14 protein-coding genes, 1 tRNA gene and 2 pseudogenes are annotated in these 18,536 nt (G+C 61.0%); 12 read left to right on the top strand and 5 right to left on the bottom strand.

Going from position 1 to position 18,536, the window contains the following annotated elements:
• Window positions 1-270 precede the first annotated feature (270 nt).
• Both argE and apaG read right to left on the bottom strand, forming a co-directional pair.
• A complete protein-coding gene (gene argE, locus AC2FAN_RS24080; protein WP_485176641.1) occupies window positions 271-1,464 on the bottom strand; it encodes an acetylornithine deacetylase in 1,194 nt (397 codons plus the stop codon).
• Window positions 1,461-1,853 (bottom strand): Co2+/Mg2+ efflux protein ApaG, encoded by a 393-nt coding sequence (gene apaG, locus AC2FAN_RS24075; protein WP_265051001.1) that lies wholly within the window; start codon window positions 1,851-1,853, stop codon window positions 1,461-1,463. Before apaG ends, argE begins: the two co-directional genes overlap by 4 nt.
• A gap of 196 nt (window positions 1,854-2,049) precedes the next feature.
• Here apaG and AC2FAN_RS24070 point away from each other — a divergent pair, with 196 nt between their 5' ends.
• The 3 genes from AC2FAN_RS24070 (at window position 2,050) to AC2FAN_RS24060 (ending at window position 4,491) form a co-directional block, all read left to right on the top strand.
• A complete protein-coding gene (locus AC2FAN_RS24070; protein WP_485176640.1) occupies window positions 2,050-3,138 on the top strand; it encodes a 2'-deoxycytidine 5'-triphosphate deaminase in 1,089 nt (362 codons plus the stop codon).
• Window positions 3,139-3,283: 145 nt separating this feature from the next.
• A tRNA-Gly gene (locus AC2FAN_RS24065) sits at window positions 3,284-3,358 on the top strand.
• 218 nt (window positions 3,359-3,576) lie between these two features.
• Window positions 3,577-4,491: a glycosyltransferase gene (locus AC2FAN_RS24060; RefSeq protein ID WP_485176639.1), complete on the top strand. Its 915-nt coding sequence runs from the start codon at window positions 3,577-3,579 to the stop codon at window positions 4,489-4,491.
• 8 nt (window positions 4,492-4,499) lie between these two features.
• Here the strand turns inward: AC2FAN_RS24060 and AC2FAN_RS24055 are convergent.
• Window positions 4,500-5,108, bottom strand: a pseudogene (locus tag AC2FAN_RS24055) (UDP binding domain-containing protein); the annotation flags it as partial.
• 370 nt (window positions 5,109-5,478) lie between these two features.
• Here AC2FAN_RS24055 and rfbB point away from each other — a divergent pair.
• From rfbB to rfbA, 4 genes are read left to right on the top strand one after another with little or no spacing between them, the layout of a single operon-like run.
• Complete coding sequence (gene rfbB, locus AC2FAN_RS24050) at window positions 5,479-6,534, top strand: dTDP-glucose 4,6-dehydratase (protein WP_485176638.1); 1,056 nt, start codon at window positions 5,479-5,481, stop codon at window positions 6,532-6,534.
• An 18-nt stretch (window positions 6,535-6,552) separates the two neighbouring features.
• Window positions 6,553-7,110: a dTDP-4-dehydrorhamnose 3,5-epimerase gene (rfbC, locus tag AC2FAN_RS24045; RefSeq protein WP_485176636.1), complete on the top strand. Its 558-nt coding sequence runs from the start codon at window positions 6,553-6,555 to the stop codon at window positions 7,108-7,110.
• Between the two features lie 5 nt (window positions 7,111-7,115).
• The gene (rfbD, locus tag AC2FAN_RS24040; RefSeq protein WP_485176635.1) at window positions 7,116-8,009 is read left to right on the top strand and encodes a dTDP-4-dehydrorhamnose reductase; all 894 of its coding nucleotides are present in this window, start codon (window positions 7,116-7,118) and stop codon (window positions 8,007-8,009) included.
• Window positions 8,010-8,015: 6 nt separating this feature from the next.
• Entirely contained in the window at window positions 8,016-8,882 is an 867-nt protein-coding gene (gene rfbA, locus AC2FAN_RS24035; protein ID WP_485176634.1) for a glucose-1-phosphate thymidylyltransferase RfbA, read from the top strand.
• Window positions 8,883-9,048: 166 nt separating this feature from the next.
• On the opposite strand, the gene AC2FAN_RS24030 is transcribed toward rfbA, so the two are convergent.
• Window positions 9,049-10,584, bottom strand: a complete 1,536-nt coding sequence (locus AC2FAN_RS24030; RefSeq protein ID WP_485176633.1) for a hypothetical protein — start codon at window positions 10,582-10,584, stop codon at window positions 9,049-9,051.
• A 177-nt stretch (window positions 10,585-10,761) separates the two neighbouring features.
• Window positions 10,762-11,162: pseudogene (locus AC2FAN_RS24025) on the bottom strand (transposase); the annotation flags it as partial.
• A 216-nt stretch (window positions 11,163-11,378) separates the two neighbouring features.
• Here AC2FAN_RS24025 and AC2FAN_RS24020 point away from each other — a divergent pair.
• The 5 genes from AC2FAN_RS24020 to AC2FAN_RS24000 all read left to right on the top strand — a co-directional run bounded on the left by AC2FAN_RS24020 (window position 11,379) and on the right by AC2FAN_RS24000 (window position 18,494).
• Complete coding sequence (locus AC2FAN_RS24020; protein WP_485176632.1) at window positions 11,379-11,660, top strand: hypothetical protein; 282 nt, start codon at window positions 11,379-11,381, stop codon at window positions 11,658-11,660.
• A gap of 352 nt (window positions 11,661-12,012) precedes the next feature.
• A complete protein-coding gene (locus AC2FAN_RS24015) occupies window positions 12,013-14,058 on the top strand; it encodes a hypothetical protein (protein ID WP_485176631.1) in 2,046 nt (681 codons plus the stop codon).
• A gap of 418 nt (window positions 14,059-14,476) precedes the next feature.
• Window positions 14,477-15,472, top strand: coding sequence for a class I SAM-dependent methyltransferase (locus AC2FAN_RS24010; RefSeq protein WP_485176630.1), 996 nt, complete (start codon window positions 14,477-14,479; stop codon window positions 15,470-15,472).
• Entirely contained in the window at window positions 15,469-16,482 is a 1,014-nt protein-coding gene (locus AC2FAN_RS24005) for a fatty acid desaturase family protein (protein WP_485176629.1), read from the top strand. The genes AC2FAN_RS24010 and AC2FAN_RS24005 overlap by 4 nt, the downstream gene beginning before the upstream one ends.
• Window positions 16,483-16,610: 128 nt before the next feature.
• The gene (locus tag AC2FAN_RS24000; RefSeq protein WP_485176628.1) at window positions 16,611-18,494 is read left to right on the top strand and encodes a hypothetical protein; all 1,884 of its coding nucleotides are present in this window, start codon (window positions 16,611-16,613) and stop codon (window positions 18,492-18,494) included.
• Window positions 18,495-18,536 lie beyond the last annotated feature (42 nt).

Genomic DNA, 18,536 nt, shown 5'->3' with positions numbered 1-18,536 from the left:
CCGCCTAACCGTTGCACATGAAATTTCAGATGCGAAGCTAATTGATGGGTGACGTCGGCGGAGCCTCAGGCAATAATCGTTGAGGGTGGCAATTCAGTCACTCTGACGAGACGAGGCAGCGCTCTTCTCTCGACGCGAGGCCTAGATAGATTTCGCTGCTTTCGCCGCCCCCGGCGGGAGCCTGAGGTCACCAACATCAATGGCCGCCCTCCGCCCTCGCTCTCCCTATCGGACAGGGTTTCCCGCGCTCTTCGGGAGGGAGCGCGCCTTTCAGCCCGCCTTGCACTCGGCCATCAGCTTACGCATGAAGCTCTCGCCGGCCTGAAGCTGTTCCAGCGTGATGTATTCGTCCGGCTGATGCGCCTGATCGATCGAACCGGGCCCGCAGACCACGGTCGCCAGCCCTGCCTGCTGGAAATGCCCGGCTTCGGTGGCATAGGCAACGGCGATGGTGTGGTTGCGTCCTGACAGCCGCATGGCGAGCCGCTCGGCCTCGGAGCCCGGCTCGGGCGCCAGCCCCGGAACGTCCGACGTCATCACCGTCTCGATTTTAGAGCTCGGCGCGGTCGCGCGCATGCGCGCCAGCACCTTGTCCGACACGGCCGCGAAGCGCGCGGGGCCGGCCTCCGGATCGGAGGTGGGGAGCGTGCGGATCTCCCAGAGAATTTCGCTGCGGTCGGCCAGGATGTTGCGGGCGATGCCGCCATGGAAGGTGCCGATATGCACCGTGTCATAGGGCGGGTCGAAGCGGCCGCTCGCATCCAGCCCCCGTTTCGCGTCCTCGGCCATGTGGTCGAGCTCGGCCGCGAGCAGCGCGCCGGCATGGACGGCGCTGGCGCCGAGTTGAGGCTTGGAGGAATGCGCCGCGAAGCCAGCGATGCTGGTCTGGAACGTTCGGACTCCCTTGTGGGCGTCGCAGATATCGAGCGAGGTCGGCTCGCCGACGATGACGGCGCGCGGCCGGGGCAACGTCTTGCCTCCAGTCGTCTTGCCCATCGCGGCGATGCCGTCGACCACGCCGAGGCAGGTCACCTCCTCGTCATAGGACAGGAACAGGTGGATCGGCGTCTTGAGGTCGGCGGCGAGGAAATCCGGCACCAGCGCCAGCCCTAGCGCGACGAAGCCCTTCATGTCGACCGCGCCGCGGCCATAGGCCCGGCCATCCTCGACATGCAGCGTGAACGGGTCGCGGCTCCAGGCCTGGCCCGTCACCGGCACAACGTCGGTATGGCCGGAGAGGACTACGCCGCCGCGATCCTGCGGGCCGACCGTGGCGAAGAGCGCGGCCTTGTCCCCCGCGGCATTGGGAAAGCGCACGGAGGCGACGCCCCAGCCGGCGAGATAATCCTCGACGAAATCGATCAGCGGCAGGTTGGACTTGTCGCTCACCGTGTCGAAGGCGACGAGGCGGGCGAGCATCTCGAGCGGCGTGTAGCGCTGCCCGGCTTGAGCGGAGGCGGTCAATGCAGAACCTTCTTCACATAGGGGGAATCGAGCGGGAAAAGCGGCACTTCGACATCGAAGATCACGCCATTTTCGTCCTGCATGGCATAAAAGCCATGCATCGAACCATCAGGCGTCGCCAGCGGGCAGCCCGAAGTGTAGTTGAAGCTCTCGCCGGGCCGCAGCACCGGCTGCTTGCCGACCACGCCCTCGCCGCGCACCTCATGCACCTCGCCGCGCCCATCGGTGATGAACCAGTGCCGGGTCATCAACTGCACGGTCTGCGTCGAGAAATTCACGATCTCGATCGAATACGCCCAGAAGTAGCGGCCCTGCGCATGCGAGGACTCCCCCTCCATAAAGGACGGCGCCACGGTCACGCGCACGCCACGCGTCTGTGCCTGATACATTGCAAGGCTCCGGCTTCAGCCGTGGCGGCGCGTGCCGCCCTTGTTCTGTTATCGGCCTGCCGGCGGCAGCGTCAATGCTGTCAATGTCGTGATTCTGGCGTGGACAACCCGGCTGCCGTGATATGCGCCGCGCCCGCGCACTTGGCCTTTCCGAGGCGCTTCGCTAGCTATGACCGATTACCTTCGCGGACCTCGCATGCTGCCCTTCAAGCCCGGCATTCAGCCTGACAGCTTCATTCGCGCCTTTATCGCGCAGGGCGCGATCACGCTCGCGCACCCGCCGGCCGAGGGGCAGATCCAGCCGGCGAGCCTCGATTTGCGCCTGGGCGAGCGCGCCTACCGCGTCCGCGCCAGCTTTCTGCCCGGCCCCGAGCGCAGTGTGAAAAGTCGGATCGATGACCTGTCGCTCCACGAGATCGATCTGACGCGCGGCGCCGTTCTGGAAACCGGCTGCGTCTACATCGCCGAGCTCATGGAGGGCCTGAGGCTGCCCAAGGGCCTGCGCGCCGCGGCCAATCCGAAGAGCTCGACCGGCCGTCTCGATGTCTTCACCCGCGTCATCACGGATCGCGCCCGGGAATTCGACCTGGTCGAGGACGGTTATGAAGGACCGCTCTTCATCGAGATTTCGCCGCGCACCTTCCCGGTGCTGGTCCGTTCCGGCTCGCGGCTTTCGCAGATCCGCTTCCGTTCCGGCGAGGCGCGGCTCGACGATCGGGCTCTGGGCGAGGTCCACGCCCGCGAGACGCTGGTCAGTGCCGCCGATCCGTCGTTCCAGGGTGGTGTTGCCGTCAGCGTCGATCTCTCCGGCTTCGACGGGCTGCTCGGCTATCGTGGCAAGCATCACACCGCGCTGATCGATGTCGATCGTGTCGGTGCCTATCGGGCCGCCGAGTTCTGGGAGCCGATCCCGGACGACGGCTCGCGCAGCATGATCCTCGATCCCGGCCAGTTCTACATTCTGGCCTCCAAGGAGGCCGTGCATGTTCCGCCGGACTATGCTGCCGAGATGACGCCCTTCGACGCGCTCGTCGGCGAATTCCGCGTGCATTATGCCGGCTTCTTCGACCCCGGCTTCGGCCACAGCGCCGCTGGCGGCAAAGGCGCGCGCGCCGTGCTCGAGGTTCGCTCCCGCGACGTCCCCTTCATCATCGAGGACGGTCAGATCGTCGGCCGCCTCGTCTACGAGACCATGGCGGCGAGACCCGACGCGCTCTATGGCGCCGGCCTGAAGTCGAATTATCAGGGTCAAGCCCTCAAGCTCTCCAAGCATTTCAAGGGCTGAGCAAGCCTTTTTGCGGTGTGTTGCAGGTGGAAGCCTAGCGGTTGCTCGGCGTCGGAGTCGGCCGCAATTCCAGGATGACACTCGCTCGCAGACCCGCTATGAACGCACGCCTGCCACGGCGCTGCTTCGCAGCGGCATGCGGCACGCGGGCGTAGTTCAGTGGTAGAACGTCAGCTTCCCAAGCTGAATGTCGTCGGTTCGATCCCGATCGCCCGCTCCAAAAATCTCTTGAATGTTCTATCCTGGATTGCAGTGGGTGCTGGCATTCGTTGCGCTGCTGCAACTCCACCTTTGCTATCTCCGCGCTCATGGGTTCAGGACGCATCAATGGCGCGGGCACCGTGATTGACGTGCCCCCGACGGTCCATGCTGCGGATGGGCCGGTTGATCGCACAGGGACCGAGGACTATGGATTCCCGGAGGGGCGGGAATAGCGAGATGATGATGGCGCCGGAGGAGCAGACGCGAAGCGCGCGCGCCTGTGCGGCCGTGGTGCTGTACCGGCCCGACCCCGCATTGCTCGCCCGACAGGTCGAGGGCCTGCGCGGGAAGCGTTTCATCGCCTTCGCCAACGGCTCCTTGGAGGCCGAGGCTGCTGCCCTGATGGCTGAGCCGGACCTCCGCCTGATCCCGAACCCCGACAATGTTGGACTGGGGCGAGGGCTCAACACCGTGATGGAAGCGGCTTGCGAAGAAGGCTTCACGCATGTCTTGCTGCTCGATCAGGACAGCGAGCCGACATCCGAGCTTCTGATGGAGCTCGCGGGGCGGATGGAGCAGCTGGAGCGCTCCGGAGAGAGGATTGCTGTGCTGGCTCCTCGCCTCGTTCCGCCGGAAGAGGGGTCTTACAAACCGATCCGTTATGAATGGCGCGGTAGGCCGCGAAGCGATGGTCTGGCCGCCATAGATTTCAGCCCGACATCCGGATCCTTAGTCAATGTTGCCGCCTATTCCGAGATCGGTCCTTTCCGTGACGACTTCTTCATCGCCGGTATCGATGTCGAATGGGGCTTCCGCGCCTGGAGCAAGGGCTGGGCGTCCTATGTCGCGACTGACCTCGCCATGCCGCACCGCTGGGGCGAGGCCGTGTCTGATGACCAGATTGCCAAGCCCCAGATCCTGCGCCATGCGCCCGTCCGCAACTACTATTACGCCCGCAACGTAATCGCCGCGGCGAGGCTCGCGCATGTGCCCCTGTCCTGGCGGATCAAATCCTGTGCGGGGCTGGCGGCGCAGATCGCGTTGCTCGCGCTCAAAGGAGCGCCCGGCGCGCTAAGACCCATCTATGCGGGGCTCCGCGATGGCTTCGCGGGGCGGTTAGGGCCCGCGCCGGCAGGCATGATGGCGCCGTAAGCGCATGATCAGTCCTTGCGCCCGACGCCGTGATAGCTGAAGCCGAGCGCAGCCATCTCGTTCGGACGATAGATGTTGCGCAGGTCGATCACGATCGGGCGTTTCAGTGCCGCCTTGACGCGCTTGAGATCGAGCGCGCGGAAGGCGTTCCATTCGGTGATGATCACCAAAGCGTCGGCATCTTCCAGGCAATAGGCGTCGCTTGCGAAGGTGATACCCGGCAGGAACGGGCGTGCCTGCTCCATGCTCTCCGGATCATAGGCGATGATCTCAGCACCCGCCTGCTGCAGCATCGGCAGGATGTGGAGCGAGGGCGCGTCACGCATATCGTCCGTGTTGGGCTTGAAGGCGAGGCCACGCACGGCGACGCGCTTGCCTGCGACAGAGCCGCCGCAGGCTGCGATCACCTGCTGGGCCATGCGCTTATTGCGCAGATCGTTGACCGAGACGACCGTCTCGATCAGCCGCATTGGGCTCTCCGCCTGCTGCGCGGTCTTGACCAAAGCGAGCGTGTCCTTCGGGAAGCAGGAGTCGCCATAGCCCGGACCCGCATGCAGGAACTTCGAGCCGATGCGATTGTCGAGGCCGATGCCGCGGGCGACGTCCTGAACATCTGCGTCATGGCCAAAATCGGCAAAGCACACCCCCGAGACCCGACATAACCCGAACCAACCATCACAAGGCGCATTCAATATCTCCGAGCGCGCCGATCATCCCTGGAAATTCTCGAGCATTGCACGCGAGCGCGCCTTACCTATCACCCGATCGGTGGGCAAACCCCCAACCGGCGCTTCGTTAACTGCCCCGAACGAAAACGGGCACTTCATGAGCCAAGGGTATCGCAGCGAACCGGGCAAGCCCAACCTCATGCTCGTCCCTCCCGTCACACGATCAGCCAAATGCTTGACAGCCCATGACGTTGCTGTTTCTTCCCAGCGGCCTGATATCGGGGTCCAAGAGACTCTCGACCCTCCGGAGTGAAGCGGCGTGTCACTGAAATTCCTGGTCACCGGCGGCGCCGGATTCATCGGCTCTGCGATCGTTCGCAAGTTGATCGGCGAGACGCAGCATAGCGTCTGCGTCGTCGACAAGCTGACCTATGCCGGCAACCTGGCCTCGCTCGCGCCCGTCTCTGGGAGCAATCGCTATCGCTTCGAACAGGCCGATATCGGCGATGCCGAGCGCATGCACGGGATCTTTGCCGATTTCGATCCCGACATCGTCATGCATCTCGCCGCCGAAAGCCATGTCGACCGTTCGATCGACGGGCCGGGCGATTTCATCCAGACCAATATCGTCGGGACCTTCGCTCTGCTGCAGGAAGCATTGCGCCACTGGCGCGGCCTCGACGGGGCCCGCAAAGCGAGCTTTCGCTTCCACCACATCTCGACCGACGAGGTCTTCGGCTCCCTCGGCGCGGAGGGCTTTTTCCGCGAGGATACGGCCTATCAGCCCAACTCGCCCTATTCGGCTTCCAAAGCCGCGTCCGACCATCTCGTCCGCGCCTGGCACCACACCTATGGCCTGCCGACCGTGATGACCAACTGCTCGAACAATTACGGGCCCTATCACTTCCCCGAGAAGCTGATCCCGCTGATGATCATCAATGCCCTCGAGGGCAAGCCGCTCCCCGTCTACGGCAACGGCCTGAATGTCCGCGACTGGCTTTATGTCGACGATCACGCGGATGCTCTGCTGACGGTCGCGATGAAGGGTGTCATCGGCGAGACCTATAATATCGGCGGCCACAACGAGAAGGCCAATATCGATGTGGTCAAGGGCATCTGTACCATCCTCGACGACCTCAGGCCCGATCCCGCCGGTCCGCGCGAGCGGCTGATCGCTTACGTCACCGACCGGCCCGGCCATGACGCGCGCTACGCGATCGACGCCGGCAAGATCGGTCGCGAGCTCGGCTGGACACCGAAGGAGACCTTCGAGACCGGTCTGCGCCGCACAGTCGAATGGTATCTCGCCAATCCCAGCTGGTGGGGCGATATTCGTTCGGGCGTCTATCGCGGCGAGCGCCTCGGCGCTGCCTGAAAAGGACCGGACCACACCATGTTGAGCGTAGAACCGACCGCGATTCCGGATGTGAAGATCATCACTCCGAAGAAGCATGGCGACCATCGCGGCTTCTTTTCGGAGGTGTACAAGCAGTCCGACATGACGGCGGCAGGGATCGGCCTCGTCTTCGTGCAGGACAATCATTCGCGCTCGGCCACGGTCGGCACGCTGCGCGGGCTGCATTTCCAGTCGGCGCCCTTCGCGCAGGACAAGCTGGTACGCGTCACCAAGGGACGCATCCTCGATATCGCCGTCGACATCCGGGCTTCATCGGCGACATTCGGCCAGCATGTCGCGGTCGAGCTGTCCGAGGAGAACTGGCGCCAGCTCTTGGTGCCCGTCGGCTTCGCCCATGGTTTCGTCACGCTCGAGCCCGATACCGAGGTGCTCTACAAGGTGAGCGCGCCCTATGGCCCGGCCAACGACCACGGCCTCGCCTTTGACGACCCCGCTCTGAGGATCGACTGGCGCATTCCGCTCGACAAGGTCGTGCTCTCGGACAAGGACCGCAAGCACCCGCGCCTTGCCGATCTGCCGCGCTATTTCGATTGAGCGCCATGCGGATCGCAGTGACAGGGCAGTCCGGGCAGGTTGTGCGCTCCATGCTGGAGCGCGCCCGCGCGGGCGTGACCGTCGTCGCGCTCGGACGCCCGCAACTCGATCTCGCTGATCTCGAATCGATCGCGCCGGCAATCGCGGCAAGCCGACCCGACATCGTCGTCAATGCCGCCGCCTTCACCGCCGTCGACCTGGCGGAAAGCGAGGAGGAAGCCGCTCGGCTGGTCAACGGCACGGCGGCCGGCGCGGTCGCCAAGATTGCCGCGGCTCTGGGCATCCCGGTCATCCAGATCTCGACCGACTATGTTTTCGACGGCACCCTCGACCGGTCCTACCGCGAGGATGACGGCGTCAATCCGATCTCGGCCTATGGCCGCAGCAAGCTCGAAGGCGAGCGCGCAGTCGCGGCCGCTACTTCCAACCACGTCATCCTGCGCACCGCCTGGGTCTACAGCCCCTTCGGCAAGAATTTCGTCAAGACGATGCTGCGCCTCGCCGAAACCCGCGACGAGGTCGGCGTCGTCGCCGACCAACTGGGTTGCCCGACGAGCGCTCTCGACATCGCCGACGCAATCATCGCCGTCGCGTGCAATCTGGTCGAGCGCCCCGACGACGACACATTGCGTGGTGTCTTCCATATGGGCGCGCAGGGCGAAGCGGTCTGGGCCGATGTCGCCGAGGCGATCTTCACCGAGTGCGTAGCGCTCGGCGGCACGCCCGTGCGGGTCAAGCGCATCACGACTTCAGACTATCCGACGCCGGCCAAGCGGCCGGCGAATTCGCGTCTGGACTCCTCCAGGCTCGCGACGATCCATAGCGTCAGGCTGCCACAATGGCAGGGCGCGCTCGCATCTTGCGTGCGCCGCCTCCTGACCACCGAACAGACGGGATAGCAGACGATGAAGGGCATTATCCTGGCCGGCGGTTCCGGAACGCGGCTCCACCCGATGACGCTGGCGATGTCGAAGCAGCTCCTGCCTGTCTACGACAAGCCGATGATCTATTATCCGCTCACCACGCTGATGCTGGCGGGCATCCGCGACGTGCTGATCATCTCGACTCCGACCGACCTGCCGAACTTCAAGCGCCTGCTCGGCGACGGTTCGGATTGGGGCATGACGCTGAGCTATGCCGAACAGCCCAATCCCGGCGGGCTGGCGCAGGCCTATATCATCGGTGCCGATTTCGTCGCCGGCGAGCCTTCTGTGCTGATCCTGGGCGACAACCTGTTCTACGGGCACACGCTCCCGGAGATGATGGCCTCGGCCGCCGCGCGCGCCAAGGGCGCCAGCGTCTTCGCCTATCATGTGCGCGACCCGGAGCGTTACGGCGTGGTCGATTTCGACGCCAGCGGCAAGGCGAGCTCGATCGAAGAGAAGCCGAAGGTCCCGAAGTCGAACTGGGCTGTCACGGGGCTGTATTTCTACGATGCCCAGGTCGTCGAGATCGCCAGGAATCTCAAGCCCTCGCCACGCGGTGAACTCGAGATCACCGACGTCAATCGGGTCTATCTCGAGCGCGGCGAACTCTCGGTCGAAACCATGGGACGCGGGTTCGCCTGGCTCGACACCGGCACGCCAGACAGCCTGCTCGAAGCCGGTGAGTTCGTGCGCACGCTGGAAAGCCGCCAGGGCCTTCGCGTCGCCTGCCCGGAAGAGATCGCCTACCGGCAGGGCTGGATCTCCATCGAGGAGCTCTCCGCGCTCGGACATAAGCTCGCTAAGGGCGACTACGGGCAGTATCTGCTACAGGTCGCAAAGGGCTAAGCGTTCGTCCCAGGCAAAACCAAGGCGGCACCAGGCGCGACGCCGTAACGTCCTGAAGCGTCTCACGATTTTTATCGAGCAGGCGTGGCGGTATACAGCGCATACTCGCCCACCCGCGCCACAGCGTCGTTTCGGTCTGGATCGAACGGGGCATCGATAGCCCGCGTCACGACGTAATGCGTGATGCCTTCCGCGCGCATGATTGCACGCAGGCTTTCGAGATCGGCGGCCTTCGCAAGCCGCCCGACAACCTCCAGGCGCCGCGCCGCTTCTGCGCCGATCTCCCCCCAGTCGCTAGCAGAATCGCGGGACAGGATATAAACGCTGGCATACCGCTGAGCGCGACAAGTCGGGCGGCATCATCGATCGTCATCGAATCGCTGGGTTGATTCGCAACGGCGAACCGGGGAAGTCTCGCATTTTGGTTTTGGAGAAGCGGCGCGAATGCCATGAGCTCAGGGGCAAGCTGCTTGCCATAGACTGCTCCGCCCCATTCCCATTGTTTGGCATGATCAATCGAAAGTGCCAGCACGACCAAACTGGGGACTGCGACCACACCCAGAGCTGCTAGCGCAGTCTGCCTGGACAGTTGGTTGAGCCAGCCCGCATGCAAGAGCCCCGCGAATCGGATTGTCCAGATAGCCAGCACCACGACCAGCAACGGCCCCGGACGATGGCGGAATTCTGAAATGTCGCCATTGCGGCCGATCGGACTCAGCATAATTGCCAGCATGCCAACGATCAGTAGCAAAAATGGCAACGCATCAATCGACGAAACCAACCCGCGACGCCACGCGAGGACCCCCAATAGCAAAAAGCCTGGCAACCAAGGGCCGAGCGTTCCCAGCAATGCAAGCATCACTCCGACGAGCCCCGCCGCGATCGGTCCTACGTCCGAAAGCAAAACCGCATAGAGGCCATCGATCCGCGCCCCCATATTCGACGTATGGAGAAACCTCACATAGCCAAACAGAAATTGCTGAGGATCGCTTGAAAGCAGACGCCATGACAGCAACACCAGAGCGCAGACGAGCCCAAGCAGCGCGATACTGAGAAGCATCGGTCGAAATCGCGAGCCTGCTCCCCACCACACTGCTATCGCGCCGAGTGCAATGGCAGGAGCGAGCCAGACGAAGGTATTGGCGCGTGTCAAAAAGCAGGCGCCCGTCAGCAAAAAAGCCAGTACCAACGCACCGACACTGCGCTGCTTCGATGCACGCACCAACGCTGCAAATGCCGCGCAGCCAATCCCCAGACTGTAAGGCGTGCCGGGAGCCGTTTCGAGCAGCCAAGCAAAGCCAAGGAAGCCGTTACCGAGCGTCCACCGCTCGGGCGTCGGCACGGCCGCGAGTGCGAGAAGAGCGCTTGCGGCAAGCCAGGGACCGCCCAGAGCAAGTCCCAGCGCTACGACACCCAAGCCCATGACCACCATACCAAGCGGTATCCAAGCCAATGCAGCGGCGTCGAATGGCACAACGCCCGCCAGTGGCGGCAACAGCGCGACCGGCATCATCGACGCGTTATGGTAAAGCGGGCGCGGCCAGTCAGCCATCAGAGCCATACCGCGCCCGACCATATCCGGCGCGCTGAATTGCATCAGATTGGTCGTATGGATCAGCAGATCATGCCAGAAATTAAGCTGGCCAGACGCGTGGAATTGGGCAACGCGCGGCGTGACATCGGCGCACCATATGAAGATCACGACCGCAAGAAGGCTTCCAAGAGCGGGCGCTGCGCGCTCAACTGGCTCGTCTGTGAATGAGCGCCGAAGATTGACCCCTCGAATTCTGCCTTTAACCCACTGACTTGAATGGCATATTGCCCGTCAGAGAGGGGTCACGATCGGCGCCGATCCACATCCGTGCCACCGCGCTCACGTGAACCGTCCGTCGGATCGCCCCAGGACAGCAAGGGCGATGTCCGTTTTTTTGGGCGGGCGACGTCGAGCGCCTCTTTCAGGATTTCGTTCTCCATCGTCTTGCGCCCGAGGAGCCGCTCGAGATCGCGAACGCGTTTCTCCAGATCGCGGACGCGCGAGGTGCCGACGACGTCTTCATCCGCTTGAACTGCGGCATGCCCCCCTTCCAGCATGCGGCGCTTCCAGGCGAAGAGCTGCGAGAGCGAGATGCCGGCCTGACGCGCCACGAATGACACGCTCATCCCAGGCTGCATCGCTTCCTCGACGAGACGAACCTTCTCGGCCGCAGACCAACGGCGTCGGCGCTGCACCGAGGTGATCACTTCGACCCGCGAGAACGGGCCATCAGGGGATTTCGACATAGTCGTACTCATAGGCGAATGCCTATGCCTTATCGGCTATGCCGCCTGTCCGATCAAAAAGGGGTGCCCACCAGACCACATGTGCTGACCAGCTGGACAAGCTTGCTCTGCTCGTGAAGATCGGAGGATGCGCGGTCACTCCTCCCTCACGCTGGCAGGGGCGTTCATGCTCCTGGTGTTCGTGCTCTGCTATGGCTGGTTTGCCGGAGCCTGGCGATGAAGAACCCGCGCCGCGCCTATGACGAGAACGGTCGCGAGATCCCGTCTGGGACGGTTGGCAACCACCCGGGGCAGGGCCTGAAGCTGGCCGAGATGTTCTGCAACGACTGCAACCACAACAAGTCCGGAATCGACGTGAGCGGCCTCCCGCCCGAGACGGCCATGCCGGATATCTGCCTGCGCTACCGCTGCTCCCAATGCGGATCCAAGAACCTCATGAGCCGGGCTGATACCCACGAGTTTTATGCGGTACAGCGAGACAGAACGAGGCTGCGCTGAAGCGAAAAAGGGCCGAGCCCCTTTCGGAGCCCGGCCCAAGTTCAACAGGGAGGATCAGACCGAACCGGCAGGAGCCATTCGGTAATCCGGCGAGGCTGCCGTCTGGAACAGGTGGCGGCTATCTCGGCAATGGACGTAGGCGCACGACCAGAAGCTCCTGCCAAATCATCTAGAGGCCGTGTGGCTTCCGGTAGGTCCCGCTAACCCATCAGCCCACAGCCTCACCTTCCTTCTTCGCGCCGCGCGCTACGATCTAGAGCGCGCCACCCGGCAGTGATCGGCGGGCTTGTATATCGCTCGGATTAGCGATAGCCCACGCATTGCAGTTTTGTTCTCGACGAGCACTCGCCGCATGGCCCTCGGTTTCACCTCGCGGAATTTGTTTCAATCTCTCGTTGCTCCTCGGCCATTTTTCTCTCTCGTCGCTCTCGATTCTGTCGGTCTGTTGATCCTAAGCGGCGGCCTGGCCCTTCCGGTGGCACTCAGCGCCGGAGTAGCATTCTTTGTGCCGGCGCTCGCAACCCTCTTTCTGTTGCTGCTGGCTGGTCTTGTATCCGGCAGCGCCCTTGTGAGCCTTAGCAAGATAACCCCTTCGGTGGCTGGGAGATTTCCGCTTTCGCTTGGGCTGGGCCTGATCACGACAGCGCTCCTGCTTCTCGCAATCTCTCTTGTGTTTCGGATTTCTGCAGGCGCCGCCTTTTTGATCGTCCTCGCACTCGCGGCCCTGCTTGCTGCAGTGTTCGCCCGCGGCCTCCGTGGCGAAATGCGGGATGCCATGCGGGACTGGGGTTTCATTTCTGCGATCTGCGTTATCTCGACCGTCTGGTCATGGCAGGCCATCATGGCCGTGCCGGCTCTTCAGCATACCTATACTTTCGCAGCCTGGAGTGATTTCTTCTTCCACAGTGCCATGGTAAGCCAGTTTGCTCACTTCTCAGATCTCGGCCAGTCTTGGATCTATGCGCACGGCGTACCCCTGCCGATCTACCACTACGCTTCCTATATGCTACCCTCCGTAATCAACGCCGTTACAGGTGCTCCTGCCATCGCAATTGCAACGGCATTTGGTCCACCGTTAGCCTTCGTCATCATGGGCCTGTCTATTTGGGCGCTAGGTGACGCCCTGCAGGGGAGCGGCGGCGCCGCGGCAGCCCTTGGCGCGGTATTTCTTCTGCCGAGCGCAGGGTGGTACGGTTTTCATAATCCCTATTACGACTTCCATTGGCTCCTACAAATTACGACAACGGCCCAAGCTGTTGGTCTTTGCGCGCTAGCAATCGTCTTAGCTGTCCTATCAGTGCGGCATGCCTGCTGGCGAACTGCCGTGCTTGCAGCGGTGCTGGCGCTTAGCGTGAGTATGTTCAAGGCCCAGTTGTTGCCGGTAATGGGATTGGCGGGCCTCGCTTTCCTGATGCTTCACTGGCAGTTTCAGTCTCGCTGGCTGCCCTGGGCGATCCTCGCAGTATGCATAGGCGTCGTCGTGCTCGGCTTGTCGACCGTCCACCTCTTGCCGCGCGGGCCTGCGCTGCTGCAAGAGGAATGGGCTCCCCTCCGGACGCTATCTGCCATGCTGCCTCGGGAGCGGGTCGCCGTTGAAGGCTGGCCCGAATTTGTCGCGGTTCCGAGCTTGCTCGGGGTGCTATTGCTTACTGCCTTCGGTGCTCTGCTCCCGAGTTACGCAATAGGAGCCATATGGTGCCGCACCCGCAGCATCGATAGGCGTTTCGACCTTCTTCCTCTAGTTTTTGTCCTCGCCTACTGCGCCGTCGTACTCACGTTTCCCATATCAAAGAACGATGAGTTCCAGCATCGTCCGTTTCCGCTGGTGTATGTCGTACTGGCGGCCTGGACCGCGTGTATGCTGGTCCGGGCCTTGGAGGCGTGCTTACCGAGGCTAGCGCGTCCTATTCTGTCAGTGCTTGGCCTGCTTTTGTTGCCTTTGCCATTTGGGATGCAACGCATAGCTCAAGCGGGTCACGCCGAATGGATGAATCAAGTCAACCACGTCGACATTGCGCCCGGGCTGTTGCGAGCTGCAGAATTCATTCAGCGCAATGCTGCACCTTCGGACGTTATCATCGGCATCGGAGATGACGGAGAAGTGCCCAATCTTGGCCACCTCACGTCACTTTCGGAACGTGCGACCTTTGTGATCTCGCTGAAAAGCCACGTAGCTTGGGACCTGTGGGGCATTCCTGCGGACGTAATTACGAGTCGCGAGACCGTCGTGGCCCGGTTGCGCGAAGCGACGACACTCGAGGATCTTTATCGCACGGCGCTGGATGCGGGCATTAGATGGGTTGCGTCGCCACCCGATCGGCTTCCCACTGCTGTCATGACACAAGCTGTGTTCTCGGCTGATGGATATGCAGTATTCAAGATACCATCTCGGCGCTGACCACACTCAAGTTTAGACCGGGATGAATGGCCCTGTGCCCCGGCGCAGTGCTTCTAGCCTGGCTGCTGCGGGCGCAGCTGCGTGCAGCGCCGGAAGGCGTCCCGGATAAGCTGAGAGGGATGAAGCAGATCCGGGGTGAAGTGGCGGCCGAGCTTCTACGCTGCGAGATCGATCGACATGCGGCACTCCAGCCGGCCCGATCGAGATGGTCCGGGCCTTGCCGAGAGACGGCCCGGCCCCTATTAGAAGTCACTGCCATTGCACGACCCAAGCACGATGGCACCTCTCCGAACTGCGATTGACCCGAACACGGAGCAATTCGTAGAGTACGTGAGAAAATAGGTGGCGTGTCCAAGGCGCGCCCGCTAACCACCGTCGAAAGCTGGGGTAGTCAGCTTTGCCAATCGGGATGAATACCGTGTTGCAGATCGCGCCCAACGCCGCTTCGGCGAGATCGAAGCCTTTCGAAACAGAGCCGCCGGTTTGCCCATTTAACCGGTGCGATATGCGATCAAACCATGAGGTTGTCGGCCGCGGATGGGATTTTGAGTACGACTCGACGCACGAAGAGATCGACTATCTGCAATGTACAACCTGCAAGCTGATTTTCCCGCGAGATATCCCAGCGGAGTCGGCGTTGCCGGTCATTTACCCGCCGCACTATTACGCGTTCAGTGAGACGGCGACGGCGAACCCTGTTGTTGCGCGGGTCAGAGCCTGGATGGCCCGTGCCAAGGGTCGCGTCTATACGGCTCTCGTACCCTCAGCCGACGCTTCCGTCGTCGACATTGGCTGCGGTGACGGCAGATTATTGGACATTTTGCGCACCGCCTGCCCGCCCGGATGGCAACTTCACGGCGTAGACTGGAGCGAGGAAGCTATCCAGCGCCTGCGTGCTCGGGGCTATGATGGCAGGAGCGGCGACATCAGCAGGCTCGATCTCTCGGAGTGGCATAGCAAGTTCGATCTCGCGGTGATGCACCAGTTGATCGAGCATGTTCGCGATCCCCGCGAGGTTCTCCAGAAAATGGCCAGCATTCTTAAGCCCGGAGGAGTTCTCTCCATCGAGACGCCGGATATCGACAGCTGGGATTTTCGACTTCTTAGCAAAAGATATTGGTCAGTTTATCATATTCCGCGGCATTTTTACATATTCAACAAGAGCAACTTTGTTGAACTCGCACGTGAAGTGGGCTTCGAAGTCATTGGCACCGCATCTTTAGTGAATCCTGTTGCTTGGATACACTCACTAAAAAGCTATTGCGCTGACCACCGAATACTAAAGCGCTTCGCGAAATATTTTCATCACCAGAATGTTCTGCTATTGGCGCTGTTCACCCCACTTGAAATTCTGCAAACGCGCCTAGCCGGCACGAGTTCGAACATGCAAATCAACCTGCGGAAAATCCGATGACGGCCTCGCAAACAACCCCGCCAGGGATGCTCGATCAAAGCACTGCTTCCGCGCCCAACGGGAAGCGCCGCAAGCTCGATAGATCTTTTCTCCAAAAGTCACGGCTGCGAGGATATCTGCAGGTTGGCGGGAACGTCGCGCTCTTCTTCTGCATCTTATTTTTGGCAAGTCGGGCAGATGCCCTCTGGCAGTATGCGATATTATTTTTTACAGTGGGATGCGTACAACATCGCCTGTTTTTTCCTGTCCACGACTGCCTGCACTATTCGCTCTTCCCAACCAAGTCCGAGAACGTTGTTGCAGGCTCCATACTCGCGCCGCTTATTGGCACTTCGTTCGATGCAATCCGCGTCCAGCACATGGACCATCACCGCGACTTCGGAAAACCGGAGGACCCTGGCGCGTCGGACTATTTCGTGCGCTTCCGGTCTCGTGGCGAGTTCGTCTCATTCCTCCTCGGCCCGCTTGTCGGCAGCATTCTCTTCGACAAGATCGGCGACTATATTCGCCGCCCTGGCGCGGCGGTAAAGCAGGAGAAATGGGCCCACGACGAAGAGTGGATCTTCACCAGCAATCTCCGCTCTTATGGCTTGATATTCTTAGTGCAAGTTATAATTGCCGCCATCCTCACGGCCGGCTTCACTCTGGATGAGCTCTGGCGTTACCCGGCGTTCTACATCTTGCCCCTGATCAGCGTGTTTCTGTTTTTCAACCGGCTGCGGATGTTCGCTGAGCATGGGTCGCTTGACTACGAGATTTGCGACTACTTTGAAGGCAGGCGCCCGACCGCCCGTACCATCTATGCAAGCAAGCTTGAGCGCTTGTTCTTGTGTGGAAGCGATTTCAATTACCATCACGAGCACCATCGTTATCCAATGGTCCCAGCATGGCAACTCCCGCGGCTACATCGCGAACTGGGCCCAGAGTTGGACCCGGAAGACATTCGCCAGTCCTACACCCAAGCGCTGATCGAGCTTTGGAAGAACCTTCCTAACAGGGCGCCGGTTTAAGCGAACTGAGCTGCGGCCGGATGGGGTGCCTCCCCGTTCGCTGTATAACGCCTTTCATCGCATCCATTTACTTCACAGCAACATCTGCCACGAATCGCGGCAGGTGATAGCAATCAAGAACCAACATCGTGGCTGCCAATCCGTTGCCCCTTCTAATCTATGTCGCTCTCGGCGTCCTGTTCGCATTGTGGCCGATAGCCGTACAATGGGCGCTGCGAAGCGAAAGCAGCCTCGGACGTTTTATCAGGACGACGGCTGATGCTCGGCAGGCCGGAGCAGTGGGTCCAACAACTGTCGCGCGATATTGCGCCGTGGCCGTGGGACTGCTGCTGGGCTCGACTTTGATCTGGTGGCGTCGGTATCAAGACGTTTCGCTCTTTGAGATTATCAGCTACGGGGCGACGGTAGTCGTTTTGCTTGGGGTTCTCGCGTACGGATCTGAAAACGGCAGGAGGTATGCGGGCCAGTCCCGCTGGGCGATTGGCCTGGCGGCGGCCCTGGTTTGTGCAGTCCTCAGCTTCTCGACAGGGATATTGTCTTCTGAGTTCGCGATCGACACCACTTGGCATCATTGGGGCGCATTCATTGGGCCGAGCGAGCTGATGATCAGCGGAGCTCGCATTCTCTACGATATCCCAGCGCAGTATGGGTTTGGACCGACTGCCATCATAGCTGCAGCCTGCCGCGATAACTGCTGGCTCGGAATGCACTATGTCGTTGGGATATCGATCTTTGCATTCTCTATAACAATCATTACCCTTCTCACTTGCTTGATGTTCCGCTCAATCTGGCATTACTTGATAGCCATCCTCGTCATCATTTCAGTCTGCTTCTTTTGGAGCGCTTATCCTCCTTTAGTCACTTCACCGCAGATTGCGCCGTCGGTGAGCGGGATGAGATTCCTGCCGGGCATCTTGATGGTAGCCGCGCTGATGTTGGCTTCGGGGCCTAGCATCGGTCCTTACTGGAAAACTGTCGGCTTCTTGTTCTACGCCCTTGGTGCGTTTTGGTCGCCCGAGGCGCTTTTTCACGTTACGTATGTTTGGTGGCCATACTTCATTTGGCGAACTTCATCCGAAACTTCAGAGCGCCTTTGGCCCGCTTTAGCGCGAGCCGTGTTTCAGCTATTGACAGTGTCGGTTGCGATCCTGGCCGCGATGCTGACGGTGTACCGGATCTTATATGGCTCGCTTCCGAGCCTGGAACTGTACGTTGCATACCTCATGTACCCGCCTGGCGCTCAGCCAGTTGATCCATGGGGACCTGTCTGGTTCACAGCTGCGGCTATGGCCCTTGGCCTGTCGACGCTTACTCAAGGGCTTTTGGAGAAGCGCGACAAGCTGTCGTCAAACATCTCTCTTCTCGTAGTGCTTATGGGGTTCGCCGCTATTTCTTATTGCATGGGCCGAGGCCACTCTAATAATTTTTTGAATATCTTACCGTTTACCGCCCTGGTTTTGTTAGTCACGTTCACAACGAACACTCGGGTTATTAGTAGGTCGGTCGCGCGTGGCATGCTCGTGAGCCTACTCGCCTCCCTAAGCCTCTTCGGCTGGGGTGCGTGGGCTACAAATATCAAAGAAGGGACGATCTTCGACCACGACCCTCGTAGGGTTGTAAGCTCGTTTTCGTATGAACGCCCTTCGAGTGATAAAGATTTTTCAGATGTACGTGCGTCGATTTCGAGGGTTCGAGAGAAGTCCTCGGATCCGATCGAAATAATCGATGATAACTACCTGCCGATCGTCTCTACGCCAACGCAAGCGTGGAGCGCTATTCACGGACCGGCAAACGTTTTTTTTCTCCCGAGAGAGATGCGGCTGAAAATCCTCAGAAACACCGAAAAACGGCTTGGACGGCATGGGTGGGTAATCATTCGGCGCGGGATCTTGGCCGATTGGGTCGAAGACTACCAATCAGTTTATGAAGTCGCAGATGATTTTGAAATCGGGAACTATCGTGCACTTCATCTGAGGCCACGACGATCTTCTTCTCGCGGGACGCTGCATTGAAGGAGCGTTATCAGAACTCGGTGAAACAGCCCCCAAATTGAC

The organism is Allobosea sp. RIT-PG3_2 (assembly GCF_057321085.1).
This window is presented reverse-complemented; position numbering and strand designations above follow the sequence as displayed.